Origin of the sequence: Butyrivibrio sp. X503, assembly GCF_003625475.1 — a bacterium.
Classification (GTDB): domain Bacteria; phylum Bacillota; class Clostridia; order Lachnospirales; family Lachnospiraceae; genus Butyrivibrio.
The window spans coordinates 272,642-290,465 of record NZ_RAIQ01000004.1 but is presented as its reverse complement, the minus strand read 5'-3'; the positions used below and the strand labels follow the sequence as shown (position 1 = coordinate 290,465).

Here is a 17,824-nt window from a genome sequence, read left to right as displayed (position 1 = left end):
ACATGCTTGAAAGGTTAGAAAAGTACAAACAAGAGCTTGAAAAGGCAAGAGGTAAAAGAGCTGAATGGGATGCCAAGGTCAAGGCTCTTGAAAAGAAGGTTTCTGAAGAAGAAAAGACAACCATCCATGAGATGGTAAAAGCAGCAGACCTGTCTCCGGAACAGCTATCAAGACTCATTGCCTATTCAAAAAGTCACATACCGGGAGATATGCCGGTAGAGGAAATAATAAAAGAGGGTGCAGACACAGTCCCTGCATCTCATATAAACGATTTAGAGGAGGTTACAGAAGATGAAGAATAAACTAAGGCTCCTTGCCATATCTGTTGCACTTATGACCTGCGCTATGCCCCTTACAGTAAGTGCCAACGTCCCTGACAACGTAGATACCACAGTAATTGATGAAGAGGAAGAAGATCCCACTCCCCTTACACCTGAAGGAAACATGACCCTTGTTGATGACATAGTAAGCAGCGACAATCACAGCAAGGAGTTTTTGACAGTAACTACCAGGAACGGAAATATCTTTTATATCATTGTAGACCGCGATAACAATACGGGAGTTAATAACGTCCATTTCCTCAATCAGGTAGATGAAAGAGACCTTCTGGATGTTCTTAGCGATGAGGATAAAGAGGCACTGGAAGCTTCCCTTGGAAGTAAGGTTGAAACTCCTGTAGAACCCGTTGTAGAGCCTACCCCTGTAGAGCCCGAACCGGAAGAGCCTGTCAAAAAGTCAGGGCCCAATCCTATCCTTGGACTGATCATAGTTCTTGGTCTTGCAGGCGTAGCAGGATTCTATTTCTACAGTAATTCTGAGAGCTTCAAGAAAAAGAAAAGCGGCGAAGATCCTGACAGCGCCTATGCTGATGATTATATTGATATCCCTGAAGAAGATGAGAAGGAGGAAGAGTAATGGAGCAGATGATATTTGATAAGGAGGCGGCAGTTCGCCGCTTTCAGGCTTTCAGTAAGAAAATGGATACCATGGTAAAAGAGCAGGTGAAAAAGCCATCTGTTCTTAAGAAGCTTGATGAATACAAGCAGATGTAGGAGGCGCTTATGGATGGACTCGATATTGCTGAAAAGAGATTAGCCAAGGAAGAAGAGCTTTCAAAGGTAGAAGAAAACATTTTAGAGGAGCATACGATCTTTTCCAAAAAGAACCATCTTAAGGCGGTGGAGGATGCCATAGAAGGTAACGACAATAACTTCGACGGTATAATCAACAATATGCCAGAGGATGCTCCATCTGAGACTACCATTAAGAAAGCCAAGGAGTATGAAAAACTCATAGAGAAAAAAGCTGAGGTGGTGAAAGTTGCAAAACCGCACAAACAAGATCTCGGTGAGATTGTCAGATGATGAGCTGGCCCGGATGAAAGCCAAGATGGAAGAAGCCGGTATCACAAACATGAGTAAGTACATGCGTAAGATGCTGCTTGATGGCTACTGCGTAAGAGTTGATACTTCGGATATTAAAGAGATGGTATATCTCATCCGCATGTGTTCCAACAACCTTAATCAGTATGCAAAGAAAGCAAACGGTCTTGGCGTTATCCATGAAGCTGATATCAAGGACCTGCAGCACAGGTTTGAAGATATCTGGGAAGGCATGAGAACAATCCTAAAAAAGTTTGCTGCCATCAGATAACCATCAAAGAGCCATCAACTTTCCATCAACAAAAAGAGGCATCCTTGCATTTTGAAAATTCAGGAAATAGACTTAAGGCAAAAGATGGATGAAGGAGGTTTGACATGTGGATTATGAGATTTCTTTTAAAGATAATAGTGTTACCATTACTGCTAGTGGTCGACGTACTGACACTTGTTACGAAGGCATCTATATTCGTTGGATGCTATGTCGCTGGTTTTGCTGTGTGGCTGTGTGGTATCTGCTGTGTTCTTTCAATCGTATTTAAGATGATCCCATGTGCGATCTTCTTTGGGGCAATCCTTATAGCGATGTTTATATGTCTGTTCGCAGCAGCCAATATCCAGCTTCTCCTAGAGTCAGCTCATGGAGTTCTCAAAAGAGTATAAAAACTAAATAATTGGTAAATGTCCAAAGGGCAGTTTTTCCAAAACGGAAGAGCTGTCCTTTTTCTATGTCCAAAAGAAAGGAGAATTTCATGGCAGCTACAAGGCTTATGGCTCTTCATATCGTCCGGGGCAGGAGCCTTTCTTCGAGCTTAAAGGAGCGAATGGATTATACAGAAAATGATCTTAAGACAGAGGAGAAAAAGTATATTTCCACCTATGGCTGCGATATCGAAACCGCTGATGAAGAGTTCTTGTTATCTCACCAGCAGTACCACAACAGTGTCAGGGATATCAGGAAAAAAGAGATAATCGCATACCAGATCAGGCAGTCCTTTAAGCCGGGAGAGATAACGCCGGATAAAGCAAATGAGATTGGATACGAGCTTGCCATGAGGTTCACCAAAGGAAAATACGCATTCACGGTCTGCACTCATACAGATAAAGCCCATATCCATAATCACATAATCTTCAATGCTATCTCCATCGATGGGACTAAGAAATTCAGAGATTTTTACTTTTCAGGAATTGCCCTTCGTAGGATTTCAGATATCCTCTGTCTTGAAAATGGCTTGTCTGTTATAAAGCCAGCTCCCTACAAAGAACGGAAAAGTCAGGGGAGGTATTCAAGGAAAGGGCATTTTACAGATAAGAGACTGGAGTTTCTTAAAGATATTGAAGCAAAGCTCCATGAAGGAAAGGGCAAAGGTTATGTAACCTGGGCTCGGCGCTTTAATGCAAAACAGATGGCAAAGACTGTTCTTTTCCTTCAGGATCATAAGATTTCATCCTACGAGGAACTTCGGAAAATTACAGATGAAAGAAGTGGAAGACTACAGGAACTTAAGGACTCCATGAAGGAGAAGGAAGCACTTCTGTCTGAAAACAAAAAGCGACAGCAGGCCATAATCGATTATTCCAAGAACAGAAGTGTATTTGAATCCTACAAGGAGAGCGGCTACAGTAAGAAGTTTTACGCTGAGCACGAGTCTGAGCTTCTTCTCTATAAGGCAGCAGAGGAAGTCTATAAGTCAGTACCAAAAGGTCAGAAGCTCAACATGCAAAAGCTCCGTGATGAATATGGTCACATCCTTGAAGAGAAGAAAAAAGAGTTCCTGGAATATGTCCAGCTTAACAAAGACATGCATGAGTATATGATTGCGAAGAAAAATCTAGAAATGCTATACCAGATGGATGCTGACAAAAATGAAAAAGAGGGTCGTGATAAACGCACCCGAAACTCACATTCCGAGAATGTGTTGTAAGAGCCGCATAAAGCGTTTGTCGGACAAACGCACTGCTCGCCACAACGACCATCAGCGCCAGCAGGAAGAGAAAAACGATTTTATTCAGGAGGATTAAAGAAATGAAAGTAAGCGTTAAAGCAAATAAGATAGAAGCCAGCTCCAACAATGTAAGAGGACTGTGCACAGTAACATTTGGAGACAGCTTCGCTGTAAGAAACGTCTCGATCGTTGAAAGCAGAAAAGGTGGCACCTTCGTCTCAATGCCCAGCTTCAAAACCAAAACTGTCGATGAAGAAGGAAATCCGATCTTCAAGGATATTGCTTTTCCAATAACCAAGGAGTTTCGCGAAGAGCTTTATGCGAAGATCAAGGAAAGCTATGAGTCTGGGGAGGTGGTAGAGTTTGAATGGTAAGAAAGTAAAACCTCGCATGAAGAGTGAGATGGTAGCAGAAGCTTTCACGATTCTCATGGAAGCCTACATCAGACAGATCGGCAGAGTATCTTCCGGTCAGAGACTCACAATTACCATGAAAAGCTATAACCGTTATATCAAGTTCTCCGGCTTTAAGGAAATGTTCGACATTTGCCTCTACAAAAGTGGCGACATCGACCTCAAGATGAAAGAGTTCTGCCATGGAGACTACCAGGAACGCATCTATGCTTACACGGATAACCCCGCCGAGCAGGATGCGTTTCTTAATGAACTAAGAAATGGTCTCGCTGACAAACTCATGGAAGTCGGAACTTGTAATCTGGTGGATTATCATTCGTTTATGGATCTGCTACATGGGGATAGGCACTTTATTGATTCCTATAATTACTTCAAGCGCGAGTTTGGGCATTGTTATTAGCTTTGATTACTGGCTGGTCTCAGAAATGGGGCTGGCCAGTTTTTTTATTTTGGGAAGATAATAACATATTATGAACTTGCGAGATTTGCATTAGTGACGTATCATAATTATTGTTCAAACAAAAGCAAACAAAGACAAAGCAAACAAAGACAAAGCAAACAAAGACAAAGCAAACAAAGACAAAGCAAACAAAGACAAAACAAACAAAGACAAAACAAGCAAAGACAGAACAATCTAAGACAAGACGCCTCTAATCAAAACGCAACGACATTGATTAGGGGCTTTTTATTATTTTGGATTTGGAGGACCTAAATGATTGAGATAGGTAAAAAATACGGTTGTCTTACTGTATTGGATGATGGAGAAGAATATAAAAAGACAGAAAAGTATTTATCACTTCTTGAAGAATTAAATGATAAAAAACAGGAGTTAGAGCCATTTATTCTACAAAAGAAAAAGCTGATAGATGATAATCCAGATTTATATGAAAAATGGAAGGAATGTATAAAACAAAAACGCATGGAGAGTGAGATACACTCATTTCATTCTTCGATGTATGAATTATGTTTCAAAATAAAAATGAGACAGTCAGAAATCAGCAGGATTGAATCGAAAACTAGCCTGCACTATAAATGCCAATGCAGATGCGGGAAAGTGCATTATTACAATGAAAAAACGCTTGGGAAAAAGCCGAAATTTTGCATCTATCCGGTTTCATATGCAAATAATAAAGGAAACTATAGTATTAGAGCTCAAAATGCTACTTATCGTAAACTTGCAAAATATGAAGGTATCGAAAATGTAGTTTTATGGGAAAAGGGGTCAATAATTGAGGAGGATTTTAACAGATGGCTTCAAACTGGAGGATCACTTGAATCTAAGGATTATAGTCTTCCATCTGATACATATTGTGACCTATATAACGATTACAAAACGAAGCAGATTATAGAAAAAGAGCAAGTACTTGCTGAAACAATTGCTCAAATACCAAGAGTTAATGCCAAAAATTATGATGTGGATTTTTGTGGAAAACAATATGAGTCTTTATATGTTGAAGAATGTGTAGATGATCATTTTGAAAGTGAACCGCATTATGGGTTCACTCAAAGGCACAAAAAATATTGGTACAATATTACCGTATATAAGCGATATAAATGTAGGTGCTTACTCTGTGGAAAAGAACAATTAGTTACGTGTAATAAATTTGGTATATATCCGCCAACTGAATATGGCTACAATGCATATAATGGTTATTGGAGTGACGTCTATTGTGATTGCCATCCTATTTCATCATTTCAATGGATTGTCACAAAAATATTATTTGAAAACGATGTACCATATGCTGTTGAATATTCATTTGATGATTTATATGGTTGTGGCGGTGTTAATCAGCTTAGATTTGACTTTGCAATCTTTAACAGAGATGGTTCCATAAAATGCTTAATTGAGTGCCAGGGAGAACAACATTTTAGACCAGTGGAGGAGTTTGGAGGTGAAGAACAATTCAAGATTCAGGTCAAGAATGATTCCCTGAAAAGGCAATATGCTGAAAATCATAATATTAAGCTTATGGAGATATCATACAAGACGAAGAAAATTGAACAAGTTGAAGAGATATTAAGACAACAAGGCATTATAGATTAAAAAAATGAGCAATCTCACTATGGTGGGGTTGCTCATTTTTTTGGAAGTTGTGCATACTTTTGTAAAGAGGGTAAATCTTTGAGCGATAGTGGTAGTTTAAGTGATACTTTGAGAGATCCGGGCTGGGAAAGGCAGTGTCCTTTTTAAGGGACATGTCATGTGTGCATAATAGAATCAGATAAAATCAGCCCCAAGAAATAGAGAATATTGCAATGCGAAATGTGACATTCAAAATGCAACAGGCAAAATGTTGACTTCGAGAACCTAAAGTTTTTGAGTGATTATAGCTTCGTTGTATGGTATGATTACATCATGGAGCCATCGTGACACAAAACTATTTGAGAGGTATTGCAATGAGCATTTCATACAATGGGTTATGGAAAAAACTAATTGATAAGAATTTGCAAAGAAAAGACCTGATTGAAACCTTAAATATCAGCTCGTCTACGTTTGCAAAGATGGGAAAAGGAGAACCTGTTTCTTTGACTGTTTTAGAACGAATTTGTGAATATCTTGTATGTGATATCGGGGACGTGGTGTCGTTTAACATAGAAAACAATAATCAGGAGGACATGTAATATGCCAGAAGAAGTAGTATTGAATTTAACGCCGGATACAAAAGTCTTAATTGCTTTAACGCATACTGACATAAAACCTTTGGATGCATTATGTGAACTGATAGATAATGCTATTGATTCGTTTTCCTCGGCAAAGCTTCAAGGAATAAACATATCAAACCCTTGCATTAGAATTGATTTGCCATCAGCGAAAGAGGTAGCAAATGGTGAGGGCGTTGTGAGAATTTCGGATAATGGACCAGGATTGACAATGGATTCTACCGAGAAAGCTCTTAGAGCAGGTTTTTCCGGTAATAATCCATATGATACTTTGGGCTTATTTGGAATGGGATTTAATATTTCCACTGGAAAAATTGGAAGTGTTACTAAGTTTTATTCTGCAAGAGAAGATTCTGACAGAGCGTTGGAAGTAACGATAGACTTAAATCAGATTAACGCAAATAAAGATTATAACGTTGTTGCATATTATGTGGACAAGGGAAAACTGGATCATGGAACCATAATTGAAATTAGTAATTGGTGGCCAAATGGAAATGACAACCGTGGCTTTACAAAGAATCTTGTCAGCTATGGTGCGAAAAAAATAAGAGAAGAACTTGGCAGAAGATATGCAACTATTCTGCGCGAAAATAGAGTGAAAATATTTGTTAATGAGGGTGAATGTGAAGCATTCGAGCACTGTGTATGGGGCGATGAAAGATTTGTTGAGAGAAATAAGCACGGCAAAATACCTGCAGTATTTAGATTTGACAAGGTACTTTATACCCAGAAGAAGTGCGCTAACTGCACCACAACCTTAGAGAGTTTTCAGTCAGTATGTCCTGCATGTGGTTCTCATGAAACAAGAACAATTGAAGAGAGAGTAAGAGGCTGGGTTGGTATTCAGCGATTTGACGATATGGCTGAATATGGAATTGATCTCATTAGAAATGGACGTGCAATTCGTATTTCTGAGAAGTCGGCTTTTTTTGAGTTTGTAGATGAATTCCAGAAAGTAATTAAAGACTATCCTATTGATAGCAATTACGGAAGAATTGTAGGAGAAGTACATCTTAATCATGTTCCTGTTGATTTCATGAAACAAGATTTCCAGCGAAGCAGCCCTGAATGGCATAGGGCAATGACTTTTCTGAGAGGAGAAAGTTCATTGCAGCCTACACAGCCAGGGGCAGATAGAAATGATTCGCCTATATTTAAGCTGTTCCAGGGTTATAGAAAGGTTAAAACCGCTGGTAAGACAGACATGTATATGGGTGTGTGGGATCCTGTAAAAGAAGAGCCTAGGCGTATTAGTAGAGATGTAGAAAAAGAGTTTTATGAAAAGTTCAAAAAGAAGGAACCAGGCTTTTATGATGATGCTGAATGGTGGAAAAAGGTTGAAGATGCGGATAAAAAGCCTGTCAAGGAGATGCCGCTTTGTCCTGTTTGTGGATGCCAAAACTTGGAAGAAGCAGAGGTATGTATATCCTGCCAAACAGTTTTAAAAGGAAAGGATTGTATTTCCTGTGGTGAAAAAATTCCACTTTCTGCAAAGACTTGCCCTAAATGTGGAAAGAGTCAGGAACCGGAAATAATTAAGCCATGGACTTGTAACATATGTGGAACGAAAAATGATCCTACCTTTGATGACTGCACTTCATGTGGAGCACATAGAGGAGAGGAAAATCATCTTTCGGTTGAATATCTAAGCAAACATAGCAATAAGAATGATGCATTGTCAATAGATGATTGCTCAATTGAGCTCGCTAATGGAGTATTAAGTACTCCTGTGAAAGTTCAGGTATATGAAGTAGAAGAAGCTCTTAAATCAAATGGTGGAACTAAAAGCTTGCCATTGTATTCAGATAAAACTGACTTGAGCTCAATTACTATATTTATTAATCCAAATCATCGAGTGTTTAAACAGTGCAAGATTATTCCTGAGCAGCTGATAGCTGAAGAAATAGCAGACTTTATATTTAAGATTAATCGTTCTATAAGTGCAGCAGATGGAACTCATTCTACTTCGTATATTGCGTGGCAGATAATAGAGAAATATTGGGCTGATAGGCTTGAAGGAAGTACAAGTGATTTAAGTACATCTGTCGAAAGCATTTTTAGAACTATAAAGGATAGATTGATGCTTTCTGCTAAATCAGAATTAGGTAATTATTTTGATTTATTGTCTTCTGAGCAGCAAAAGGAACTCGTAAATGAAATGATAAATCAGGGCGAGGATATTGCTAGATTGTCAGATTTTCAGTCAGATGGCAGTTACTTGAAATATGTTCCAGCAGCATTTTTAATTCATTTATTTGACGTAAAACCTGAACTGTTTTTTGATGGTGCTGTGTGGGATGAGAAGTATTCAGAGAGTGGTATTGGCGAAGAAATAACAGCTTTTATGCAAGAAAGAACTAAGGCACTATATAAGGGATGTTTGGAAGATATTTTATTCTTCATTAAGTATAAGTCTCCTAGCGAATTAGTTCTACAAAAGACAATGTTGGCGGTTGATATTTTAAAACAGAAGGTGTCTGAGTAATGTTTGTAAACAAAGAAAGTGTAAAATCAAATTCATGGCAGGCATTTGAAAGATTGATTTGTAGAATTGCTATGGCTGAAGGATTTGAAGGTGCCAGAGTTGTTGGACAGAGCAATGATCACGGAGCAGATATTATAGCATCGCGCAATGGAATCAGATGGCTGTTTCAGGCAAAACATTGGAAAAAACCAGTTGGAGTAGAAGTTATTGATGAAACATTACGTGCTGCACAAATTTATAAGGCGAAGGTTCCAGTTATAGTAGCTTCGAATGGATTTGATTCAAAAGCATTGGCATATCAGAGAGACTTAATGCAGTCTGGTATAAATATCCAATTATGGACGCCTGACACTCTTGTGGAGCATGCATCAAGATTGGGAGATGGAATTCCCAATAAGCATCCTATTAGAGAGTATCAGGAAAAAGCCATTCAGGGAATTATGAACGCATATATGCGTAAGGACGGGAGAGCATTAGCTGTATTAGCTACTGGATTGGGTAAAACTTTTATTGCAGCTGAAACAATTCATCGTATGTATGCTGGAAATAATAGCCTGAGAGTTTTGGTACTTGCACATACAAATCCTTTGGTTTATCAGCTGGAGCAGTCTTTTTGGAAATTTATGACTAAGCATCAAAACTCCGTTGTTTGGAATGGATATGAGGAACCTGATAAAAGAGAACTTAACAGGGCTTCATTTGTATTTGCTTGCGTGAATACAGTTGCAGATTATATAAAGCGCGAAGAGGATTTTCCAGAATTTGACGTTATTATTGTTGATGAATGCCATCATGCAGGATCTTCAATGTATCAATCTATTTTTGAAAAAACAGAAGCTGGTAAATATAATGGACCATTTTTGTTAGGACTTACAGCTACGCCGTGGCGTCCAGATGAAGTGGATTTGGCTGAAATTTTTGGAGAGACTGTTGTATGTATTGATATGGTTGAAGGGCTGAAAAAAGGATTTCTTTCAAATGTCGATTATCGCATGTATACAGATAATATTGATTGGGATGCATTGAGACATTTGGAAGGGCAGTCGTTTACTCCAAAGCAGATAAATAAAACCCTTTTCATTGAACAGTGGGATGATTCAGTTGTTTATGAATTGAGAAAAACATGGAGTGAACAACCTAATCCAAGAGCTATTGTGTTCTGCGGAACAATAGATCATGCAAATATAATGTGCACAAAATTGAATGCGTTGGGATTTTGCAATGCAGCGGCAATATATTCTAATTCTGGGAATGGGTATCAAATGACTCAGTTTGAAAAGAATAGAATATTGGCAGATTTTGCGGATGGAATGATAAACGTTGTTTGTACAGTAGATATTTTTAATGAGGGCATAGATGTGCCGGATGTTAATATTCTTGTATTTCAACGGGTTACACATTCAAGGAGAATTTTTATACAGCAACTAGGACGTGGTTTAAGAATATCTGAAGGAAAAGATAAAGTTATTGTATTGGATTTTGTTTCAGATATAAGGCGATTTGCAGCAGGATTGAATCTCAAGGATGGGTTGGAGTCAGATGATGTACCAAGTGATGGAAGAAGAAAGCCTACACGAATTAGTTTGCCAAACAAAGTTACATTTAGAAAAGTAACAGGTGATGATCCTAATACGGAGCAGTTTTTGAGAGTTTGGCTAGATGATATCGCTGCTATCGAAGAGTCGGGGGAGAATTCCAGCGTATTACAGTTCCCTCCGGTATTTGAAAACTCAAAAATTTAGGTGGATATATGGATAAAAAATTAGTAGTACAAGAAATATTGAAAACCGAAGCGCTTGCAAAGGCTGAAGAATCTGAAGAACTTCGTGTAAGAAGAATAGCCACATGGGATACTCCGCAAATAGAGTATGCCTATCAAAATGTTGAGAACTTAGATACTATAGCATTCTTCTTTCCAGAGATGGCAAAAACGGAAGAAGATTGGATTAAAGAGACATTATATACATTGAGTTATTACGATTCATGTATTGTATGCTTTCCTTCAGATGCACTTAATGAAGCCAACTATTATTGCGACAGTCTAGTAGAAAAGGAAATACAGATGCTTCAGATCGGGACAGTTGCATATGATATGGCAGGTCATGTGATTGTGCTTAGAATGTATAGTAAGTCAGACACAAAAACAAAGAAAAGGTCACAGAGTGAGCAAAAATCATATTGGTGTTGGTGGAGAGACGCAAGCCATTATGAAGTTGCAACATTGCTAGAACTCAGTGATAAATATGATGACTTGGATGAGGATATTTATACAAACAAAGTCTATCCTGAGTTCTATGAAATGATGATATCAGAACAAACAAAGCAATGGGATGGAACGCCAAGGCACAAAAATTATAGTAAGGCATCTTTTAAGGCAGAAAAGCAGAATTATAAAATACCTATGTGCCAGTTGGGATTTTGGGATGTGCCTACAGGTCACTTGACTGATAAGGGGCGACTTCTTTTAGAGGTAGAGCGAAGAAATGGTGATAGTAGCCAGATATTTTTCAGCTATCTAGCAAAAATCATATTACTGGATGGCAAGCATTTGGATCTTATAAAAGATTTAGATGAGTTTCAAAAAAGTTGTGCTGAATATATTCCTGAATCTAGCGCGGATTTCTTTGTTTTGTTTGATGATTATATGGAAACCAAGAATTCTCTCGGAACAAGGAAACCTTCAGCTGTAAAGACAGGTGCTAAAAGAGCTTATGTTAGAGATGAACCCAAATTATGGAATAAGCTTGGGATAATAATACCTTCGGGCAAAGGGCGATATTATTGGCCGTTTAAGGGCTTAAAGTTTGATTGGCCTAAAATAAATGAAATACTACTGACTACAGGCATCCAGGAGGACAAAAATGAGTAATTATAAAATAGTAGATTTGTTTAGCGGAGCGGGTGGCTTTCAAATCGGTTTTGAAAGAGAAGGCTTTGAAACAATTCTATCTACAGATTTTGATGAGGATTGTGAAAAGGTGCATAAGAAGAACAGACCCAATGTACCTTTTTTACGGATGGATGTACATGATTTGTCTTCTGAGATTTTAGATAAATATGTTGGTAAAGATACAAATATAGATGTGTTAATTGGCGGGCCTCCATGCCAAGGTTTCTCTACCATAGGAAAGAGAGTTTCATCTGACCCTGAAAAGAGAACCGCATTTGATCCTCGAAATACCCTTTTTAGAGAGTATATTAGAATACTGAATTATTTAAAACCTAAATTTTTCGTCATGGAGAATGTGCAGGGGTTATTGACGAGAGATAAAGGAAGAATATTTGAAGAGGTAAAAGAAACATTTAGAAAAACGGGATATGAGTTTAATTATGTGATACTTAATGCGGCTGATTATGGGGCACCGCAGATTAGAAATAGGGTGTTCTTTTACGGCAATAGAGTTGGAGTAAAAATGACTCCTCCGATTCCATCATGCGATGGTTCTGAAGAAAAGCCTTATAAAACGGTTGGCGAAGCAATTGGAGATTTGGCATCTGTTCCTGACGATGCAAGTATCAATCATGTTGCGCTAAAGCATGGAGATATTAATATTCGAAGATATGCGCTTATCCCTGAGGGTGGAAGACTGCCGGAGGATCAGCTTCCTCCAGAGTTATATAGAAAAAATTTTGGAAATACATTCAAACGACTTCATAGAGATAAGCCGTCTTTAACTATGGTACCAGGACATAATGCTTTTCCTATACATCCATGGTTGAATAGAAGCCTTACGGTTAGGGAAGCGGCAAGAATACAAACATTTCCAGATGATTATATTTTCATGGGACCTAGGCAAAAACAATGCATGCAGGTGGGAAATGCAGTACCACCAATTATGGCACAATGCTGGGCCAAGTATCTGAGGGAGGAACTTGATAAATACTATGGAAATAAATAGTTTTATTGATTTGTTTAGTGGTGCTGGGGGATTCTTAAGAGGTTTTATGGATGCTGGCTTGAAACCTGAGTTTTCAGTAGAGGTTTGGGAGCCAGCAATTCAAACCCATCAGAGAAATTATCCTGAAGTGCCAGTTTGGGACAGAGATATTAGAACAATCTCTAATGAGGAAATAGAAAAGTATAAGGGCAAAGTAGATCTTATTATAGGCGGGCCACCATGCCAGGGATTTTCGACAATCGGAAAAAGATTAGTGAAGGATCCTAGAAATGAGTTGGTTTTTGAGTTTATCCGATTTGTTAATGTAATAAAGCCGAAGGTTTTCTTAATGGAGAATGTGCGTGGCTTATTATCTGCTAATAATGGATTGGTAAAAGATGCAATTACTGCTGAGTTCGAGGCTATTGGATATAAAGTGCACCATGAGGTGATTTGCGCAGCGGATTATGGAGTGCCACAAATGCGTCATAGGGTGCTTTTTCTTGGCGTGAGGAATGACGTTGATGCAGAACCTACTTTTCCAAAGAAAAAGTTATCGAAGGAAGAATATGCAACTGTAGGCGATGCAATAATGGATTTGGTTGGGAAAGAGAATGAGTTTCCAAATCATGTTCCAATGAAACATAATGATATAGTTACAAAAAGAATTGCATGTATTAAAGAGGGAGAGGGAATACCAGAAGAAGGGCTACCAGAGGATGTTGCTAACGGATCAAGATCTGATTACAAAGGAAATAAGCTTAAGAATTTTAGTCATGTTTATAAAAGATTAAGCCGATACAAGCCAGCTACAACAATGGTGCCTGGTCATAATGCATTTCCGCTGCATCCAACAGAAAATAGGAGTCTTACTGTAAGAGAGGCTGCAAGGATACAGACATTTCCTGATGATGTGGTATTTGAGGGAACAAGACAGAATCAATGCATACAAGTAGGAAACGCAGTACCGGTCAAGTTGGCATATGAACTTGCTATGCATATAAAGAATCTATAAGCGCTGAAAAGATATTATTAGATGGTTGGGGATTGTGATGTCAAATGATATCAGTTTTGAAATAAGTATTCCGTCTGATGACGATGGATTCATATTATTGCAGTGTGGTCATTGTGGAGAATTTTTTAAAATTACTGCAGCTGAGAGTAATAATGATGATAATCTATTCATTTATTGTCCTAGCTGTGGATTGGTGAGTGACAACTATTTGACCGAAGATGTAATAGAACTAGCACAAAACATGGTGAGTAATTATGCCATGGATATGATTTATGATGCATTTAAAGATTTAGAGCGTAGCACAAAAAATAGCTTGGTTTCATTTAAAGCTGGTAAACGCCCTAAGCACGAGGAGGAAAATCCTATACGGACGGGAATAGAGGCTATGGAAGTGGCTGAATTTGAGTGTTGTAAAAAGCAGGCAAAAATAAAGCCACTATTGAAAATAACAGGATGTTATTGTCCTTTTTGTGGGGTGAAAAACTATGAAGTTGACTAGAAATGATCTTAGAAAAATCCTTAATGATTTTAACAGTCTGTCCAATAGATTGCTTCAAACAAATTTTGACGATTATAAGACAGTACTGGCGAGATTTGTAAGGTTTATCACAGATACAGAAGTCATAAATGATTATATTGTTAGCTGTGGTGAGTGTACACAGAACATGGAAGAGGAGTTTAAAGCCGTTAGATCCATGCAGGCAATCTTTGAGTTAGGTGATACAGATGAAGAGGAAGTTCGTAATGTTTATGCAATCTTAAAGTATGCTGTTGACAATGGTATATCAATTCCTCATGGTGTGGCATTGTCGTACTCGCATTCAAGAAAGTTTCAAGATAGTCTCAAGGAGTTTAATGAGAGAGTCACCATGATTCTTATTCGTCATATAGAAAATTATGTCACAAAGATAGGAATAGATATGGGCTTGGACGATAAAGTTGTTTACAACATTACACTTAAGGATGGGCAAGTAAATATTGCAAATGATAACGCAGTTATCAATGCTACCAATAACGTGACACAGCTTGATATGGATAAACTTACCGCATTGCTTGCTGATATTAGAAAACAGTCGGACGATTGTAATTTAAGCGATGATGACAAAGAAAGCATTGAGAGTTCATTGTCTGTAATTACCGATGAAGCTAAAAATACAACGCCTAGAAAGCAGCATTTAAAATTAGCAATAGGTGCATTGCAGGCGATAAAGGGATCTGCTGAATTTGGGGCAGCGGTAGTAGCATTATATCAATTCTTGCAACCGTTTATTTGATAGGGTATAAAAATTTTACAGGAATGAATTTTGGAGCTGTACAGATTTTGGTACAGCTCTTTGAGTATAAATAGAATTATCAAGACATTATCAAGAAAGCCATTAATTAGCTTATGATACAGTAATCACAAGGGAGAAGCTTATGTATGGATATAATTATTGGGATGAAAAACAACGAGAAGAATTGGCTTTTAAAAGGAAGACTATCCTGAGAGGGGTAGGGGAAAAGGTTTATGAATACTTTTTTGAAAAGATAGAAGAAAGGGGACTTTGTTCTAGGGAGGGACAGAGAGATATGGCATGTGAAATAGTAGATGCCATGATAGAAGATAAACATTTTTTGTGCGAAGCAGGAGTTGGGATAGGAAAAACATATGCATATTTGGTTCCGCTTATGTTGTACTGGAAAAAGTGTACGGAACCGATAATAATCGCAACTTCAACGATAGCGTTACAAAATCAGCTTCTTGGCGATATCGAACGAATGAAAAGTGACTTGAAGGCTAGAGCTGATGTTATTTTGATAAAAGGACAAGCACATTATTTGTGCAAAGAAAGGCTACACGATTATTCGGAAGAATGTGATGAAGAGACAAAGATTATTTTAAACACAATCGATAATAGTGGAAATCAAGAGGATGCTGATTTCGATATATCAGAAAAACTATGGGATAAAATAAATGTAAATAATTATAATCCCAGATTGTGCGATAAGTGTGTACATAAAACTTATTGCACTTATTATGGATTGAGAAAAGAGGTTAGACGAACTAAAGGTTTTGTAGTGTGCAATCAAGATCTTCTAATCAGTGATCTTATGAAAAAATCGTGGGAATATGGCGATACTCGTTCAATTCTAACTGACGATTATAAATATGTTGTTATAGATGAAGTACATAATATTGAGGGAAAAGTCAGAAATGCTTTAACTGGTTCACTTGGGTATTATGACATTAAAAAAAGTATAAACAAATTGGTAAAAGCTTGTCGAAGAAATGATTCGATTCATAGGAGCTCAAAGGAATATATATCTATAATAGATTCTATGTTTGATGCATTTATGCAGGATATCACAAGACAGGACCAAGCGGCCAGTAAGGATAATTGTGATATTGAAAAGTATAGTGTTCCCCAAAAACAAATGCAAAAAGCACATCAATTAAAGAAACTATATTCGGATATATATACGACAGCGGAAGCAACGGCAGAATTTGAGAAGAATAATGAACATATATATGATATTTTGGATTCTCTAGAAGAGCAGCGCGGATTATTGGAAGCTTTTATAAATAGTGAATCGAACGTATTTTGGATTACATGTCCTAAAAAGAAGAAAGAAGGTATTGTTTTATATTATTGCCCTTCGGATATCGCCAATGATGTGAAAAAATTGTTTTTTTCAGATAAAAGGATAAGGACAATAATGACGTCGGCTACGATAACGGCGGGAAATAGCGGAGATTCCAAAGAAGATTATGCTTATTTTCTTAAAACAACAGGACTTTCAGATAAATCGTGTATATTATCAGAACCCAAAGAATCGCCGTTTGATTATGATAAACAGGCTATAGTTTATTACAATGACTACCTTGCTAATCCGAGCGAAAACCGAGAACTATTTATTGAACAGGGAGTTGAAGAACTAATTAAAATCTTAGAAATCACGAAGGGTAAGGCAATGGTTCTCTTTACTGCAAAAAGCGATATGAAAAAGGTTTATAATAAACTTGTTGGTCGTGTCCCGTATAAAATTATCATTCAGGATGAAAGAGTTCCACAAAAAGAGGTAATATCACAGTTCAAAAGTGATATTAATTCTGTTTTATTGGGGGCAGGATCGTATTGGGAAGGGGTTAGTGTTGAAGGTGTAGCGCTTTCAAACTTGGTTATATTTAAACTACCTTTTCCAGTGCCGGATCCTATATATGAAAAAAAGATGGAACGGTGCAAAAATGGCTTGATGGAAGTACTTGTGCCAGAGATGGTATTAAAGCTTAAACAAGGCATTGGTCGGCTGATAAGAAAAGAGGGCGATTACGGCATAGTATCTATTCTTGATCCACGTATTGGAGATGGTTCAAATGCTCAATATAAGGGTGTTGTTTGGGACGCTATTCCAATCAAGAACAAAACGAATGACTTAAATGAGGTAAAGGCTTTTTATAAGAATATTACCCAGGAGATTCAGCTATGAAAAAGCAGGTATTTAGAATGCCCACTCCGGTAAAGATTACCGGTAGAACATCAAGTATTACAAATGCGTTTGTTAATGGAATCATTCCTGTAGTTGATCCATCTGACGATGAAATTGATGATGCGCTTGCAACTCTTGGAATGACAAGAGAGAGTATTTGTTGTGCGTATTGTGGCGATACCTATACAGAATGGGATCACTTTAGACCGCTGATAGTCGATAAAGGACCTACAGGTTATATATCAGAAATACATAATCTTGTTCCTGCTTGTGGTAAGTGTAATCAGAGCAAGGGAAATAAAGAGTGGAAGAAATGGATGTACAGTGATGCTTCGCTTTCTCCCAAAACAAGAGGCATCGCAGACATAGATGAAAGATGTCAGAAGCTGGAAGAATACGAGAAAAAGTATGTGCCTACAAAGCTTGATTTTATAGGAATTGTAGGAGAAGAGTTATGGGGGGAACATTGGAGTAATCATGAAAAGCTTCTTGAATTAATGAAGTCATGTCAGGAAACATCTGATGAGATAAAGAAACGAATTACCATGAGTCTGCAGAACGATTAAAGAAGGTGTAATC

The 17,824-nt window shown here is 37.8% G+C and carries 20 protein-coding genes; all 20 read left to right on the top strand.

All coding sequences use genetic code 11. From position 1 onward, the window contains the following. The first annotated feature begins 2 nt into the window (after positions 1 to 2). The 20 genes from D6853_RS09200 to D6853_RS09110 all read left to right on the top strand — a co-directional run bounded on the left by D6853_RS09200 (position 3) and on the right by D6853_RS09110 (position 17,811). Positions 3 to 302, top strand: coding sequence for a DUF4315 family protein (locus D6853_RS09200; protein ID WP_120657712.1), 300 nt, complete (start codon positions 3 to 5; stop codon positions 300 to 302). After that, positions 292 to 915: a CD1107 family mobile element protein gene (locus D6853_RS09195; RefSeq protein ID WP_120657711.1), complete on the top strand. Its 624-nt coding sequence runs from the start codon at positions 292 to 294 to the stop codon at positions 913 to 915. The genes D6853_RS09200 and D6853_RS09195 overlap by 11 nt, the downstream gene beginning before the upstream one ends. Continuing rightward, a complete protein-coding gene (locus tag D6853_RS15285; RefSeq protein ID WP_158588708.1) occupies positions 915 to 1,052 on the top strand; it encodes a hypothetical protein in 138 nt (45 codons plus the stop codon). Before D6853_RS09195 ends, D6853_RS15285 begins: the two co-directional genes overlap by 1 nt. Before the next feature lie 9 nt (positions 1,053 to 1,061). Continuing rightward, on the top strand, positions 1,062 to 1,364 hold the full coding sequence (locus D6853_RS09190) for a DUF4316 domain-containing protein (protein ID WP_120657710.1): 303 nt from the start codon (positions 1,062 to 1,064) through the stop codon (positions 1,362 to 1,364). A gap of 13 nt (positions 1,365 to 1,377) precedes the next feature. Beyond that, positions 1,378 to 1,653 carry a plasmid mobilization protein gene (locus tag D6853_RS09185; protein WP_199713016.1) on the top strand — a complete coding sequence of 92 codons (276 nt, stop codon included), beginning with the start codon at positions 1,378 to 1,380 and terminating at the stop codon, positions 1,651 to 1,653. Positions 1,654 to 1,757: 104 nt separating this feature from the next. Further along, positions 1,758 to 2,042 (top strand): hypothetical protein, encoded by a 285-nt coding sequence (locus D6853_RS09180; protein ID WP_120657708.1) that lies wholly within the window; start codon positions 1,758 to 1,760, stop codon positions 2,040 to 2,042. A gap of 65 nt (positions 2,043 to 2,107) precedes the next feature. Next, entirely contained in the window at positions 2,108 to 3,304 is a 1,197-nt protein-coding gene (locus D6853_RS09175) for a relaxase/mobilization nuclease domain-containing protein (RefSeq protein WP_120657707.1), read from the top strand. A gap of 101 nt (positions 3,305 to 3,405) precedes the next feature. Further along, positions 3,406 to 3,699 (top strand): SpoVG family protein, encoded by a 294-nt coding sequence (locus D6853_RS09170; protein WP_120657706.1) that lies wholly within the window; start codon positions 3,406 to 3,408, stop codon positions 3,697 to 3,699. After that, a complete protein-coding gene (locus tag D6853_RS09165) occupies positions 3,689 to 4,138 on the top strand; it encodes a hypothetical protein (protein WP_120657705.1) in 450 nt (149 codons plus the stop codon). The genes D6853_RS09170 and D6853_RS09165 overlap by 11 nt, the downstream gene beginning before the upstream one ends. A 312-nt stretch (positions 4,139 to 4,450) precedes the next feature. Next, complete coding sequence (locus D6853_RS09160; protein WP_120657704.1) at positions 4,451 to 5,782, top strand: hypothetical protein; 1,332 nt, start codon at positions 4,451 to 4,453, stop codon at positions 5,780 to 5,782. 353 nt (positions 5,783 to 6,135) lie between these two features. Further along, a complete protein-coding gene (locus D6853_RS09155; RefSeq protein WP_120657703.1) occupies positions 6,136 to 6,360 on the top strand; it encodes a helix-turn-helix domain-containing protein in 225 nt (74 codons plus the stop codon). Between the two features lies 1 nt (position 6,361). Continuing rightward, entirely contained in the window at positions 6,362 to 8,884 is a 2,523-nt protein-coding gene (locus D6853_RS09150) for a double zinc ribbon domain-containing protein (RefSeq protein ID WP_120657702.1), read from the top strand. After that, positions 8,884 to 10,626: a DEAD/DEAH box helicase family protein gene (locus D6853_RS09145; RefSeq protein WP_120657701.1), complete on the top strand. Its 1,743-nt coding sequence runs from the start codon at positions 8,884 to 8,886 to the stop codon at positions 10,624 to 10,626. Before D6853_RS09150 ends, D6853_RS09145 begins: the two co-directional genes overlap by 1 nt. Positions 10,627 to 10,634: 8 nt before the next feature. Next, on the top strand, positions 10,635 to 11,753 hold the full coding sequence (locus D6853_RS09140; RefSeq protein WP_120657700.1) for a hypothetical protein: 1,119 nt from the start codon (positions 10,635 to 10,637) through the stop codon (positions 11,751 to 11,753). Beyond that, positions 11,746 to 12,783 (top strand): DNA cytosine methyltransferase, encoded by a 1,038-nt coding sequence (locus tag D6853_RS09135; RefSeq protein ID WP_120657699.1) that lies wholly within the window; start codon positions 11,746 to 11,748, stop codon positions 12,781 to 12,783. The genes D6853_RS09140 and D6853_RS09135 overlap by 8 nt, the downstream gene beginning before the upstream one ends. Next, positions 12,770 to 13,777 carry a DNA cytosine methyltransferase gene (locus tag D6853_RS09130; RefSeq protein ID WP_120657698.1) on the top strand — a complete coding sequence of 336 codons (1,008 nt, stop codon included), beginning with the start codon at positions 12,770 to 12,772 and terminating at the stop codon, positions 13,775 to 13,777. The genes D6853_RS09135 and D6853_RS09130 overlap by 14 nt, the downstream gene beginning before the upstream one ends. Before the next feature lie 37 nt (positions 13,778 to 13,814). After that, positions 13,815 to 14,276 carry a TFIIB-type zinc ribbon-containing protein gene (locus D6853_RS09125; RefSeq protein WP_120657697.1) on the top strand — a complete coding sequence of 154 codons (462 nt, stop codon included), beginning with the start codon at positions 13,815 to 13,817 and terminating at the stop codon, positions 14,274 to 14,276. Beyond that, a complete protein-coding gene (locus tag D6853_RS09120) occupies positions 14,263 to 15,051 on the top strand; it encodes a hypothetical protein (protein ID WP_120657696.1) in 789 nt (262 codons plus the stop codon). Before D6853_RS09125 ends, D6853_RS09120 begins: the two co-directional genes overlap by 14 nt. A gap of 142 nt (positions 15,052 to 15,193) precedes the next feature. Then, positions 15,194 to 17,245, top strand: coding sequence for an ATP-dependent DNA helicase (locus tag D6853_RS09115; protein WP_120657695.1), 2,052 nt, complete (start codon positions 15,194 to 15,196; stop codon positions 17,243 to 17,245). Next, positions 17,242 to 17,811 (top strand): HNH endonuclease, encoded by a 570-nt coding sequence (locus D6853_RS09110; RefSeq protein WP_120657694.1) that lies wholly within the window; start codon positions 17,242 to 17,244, stop codon positions 17,809 to 17,811. The genes D6853_RS09115 and D6853_RS09110 overlap by 4 nt, the downstream gene beginning before the upstream one ends. Positions 17,812 to 17,824: the final 13 nt, after the last annotated feature.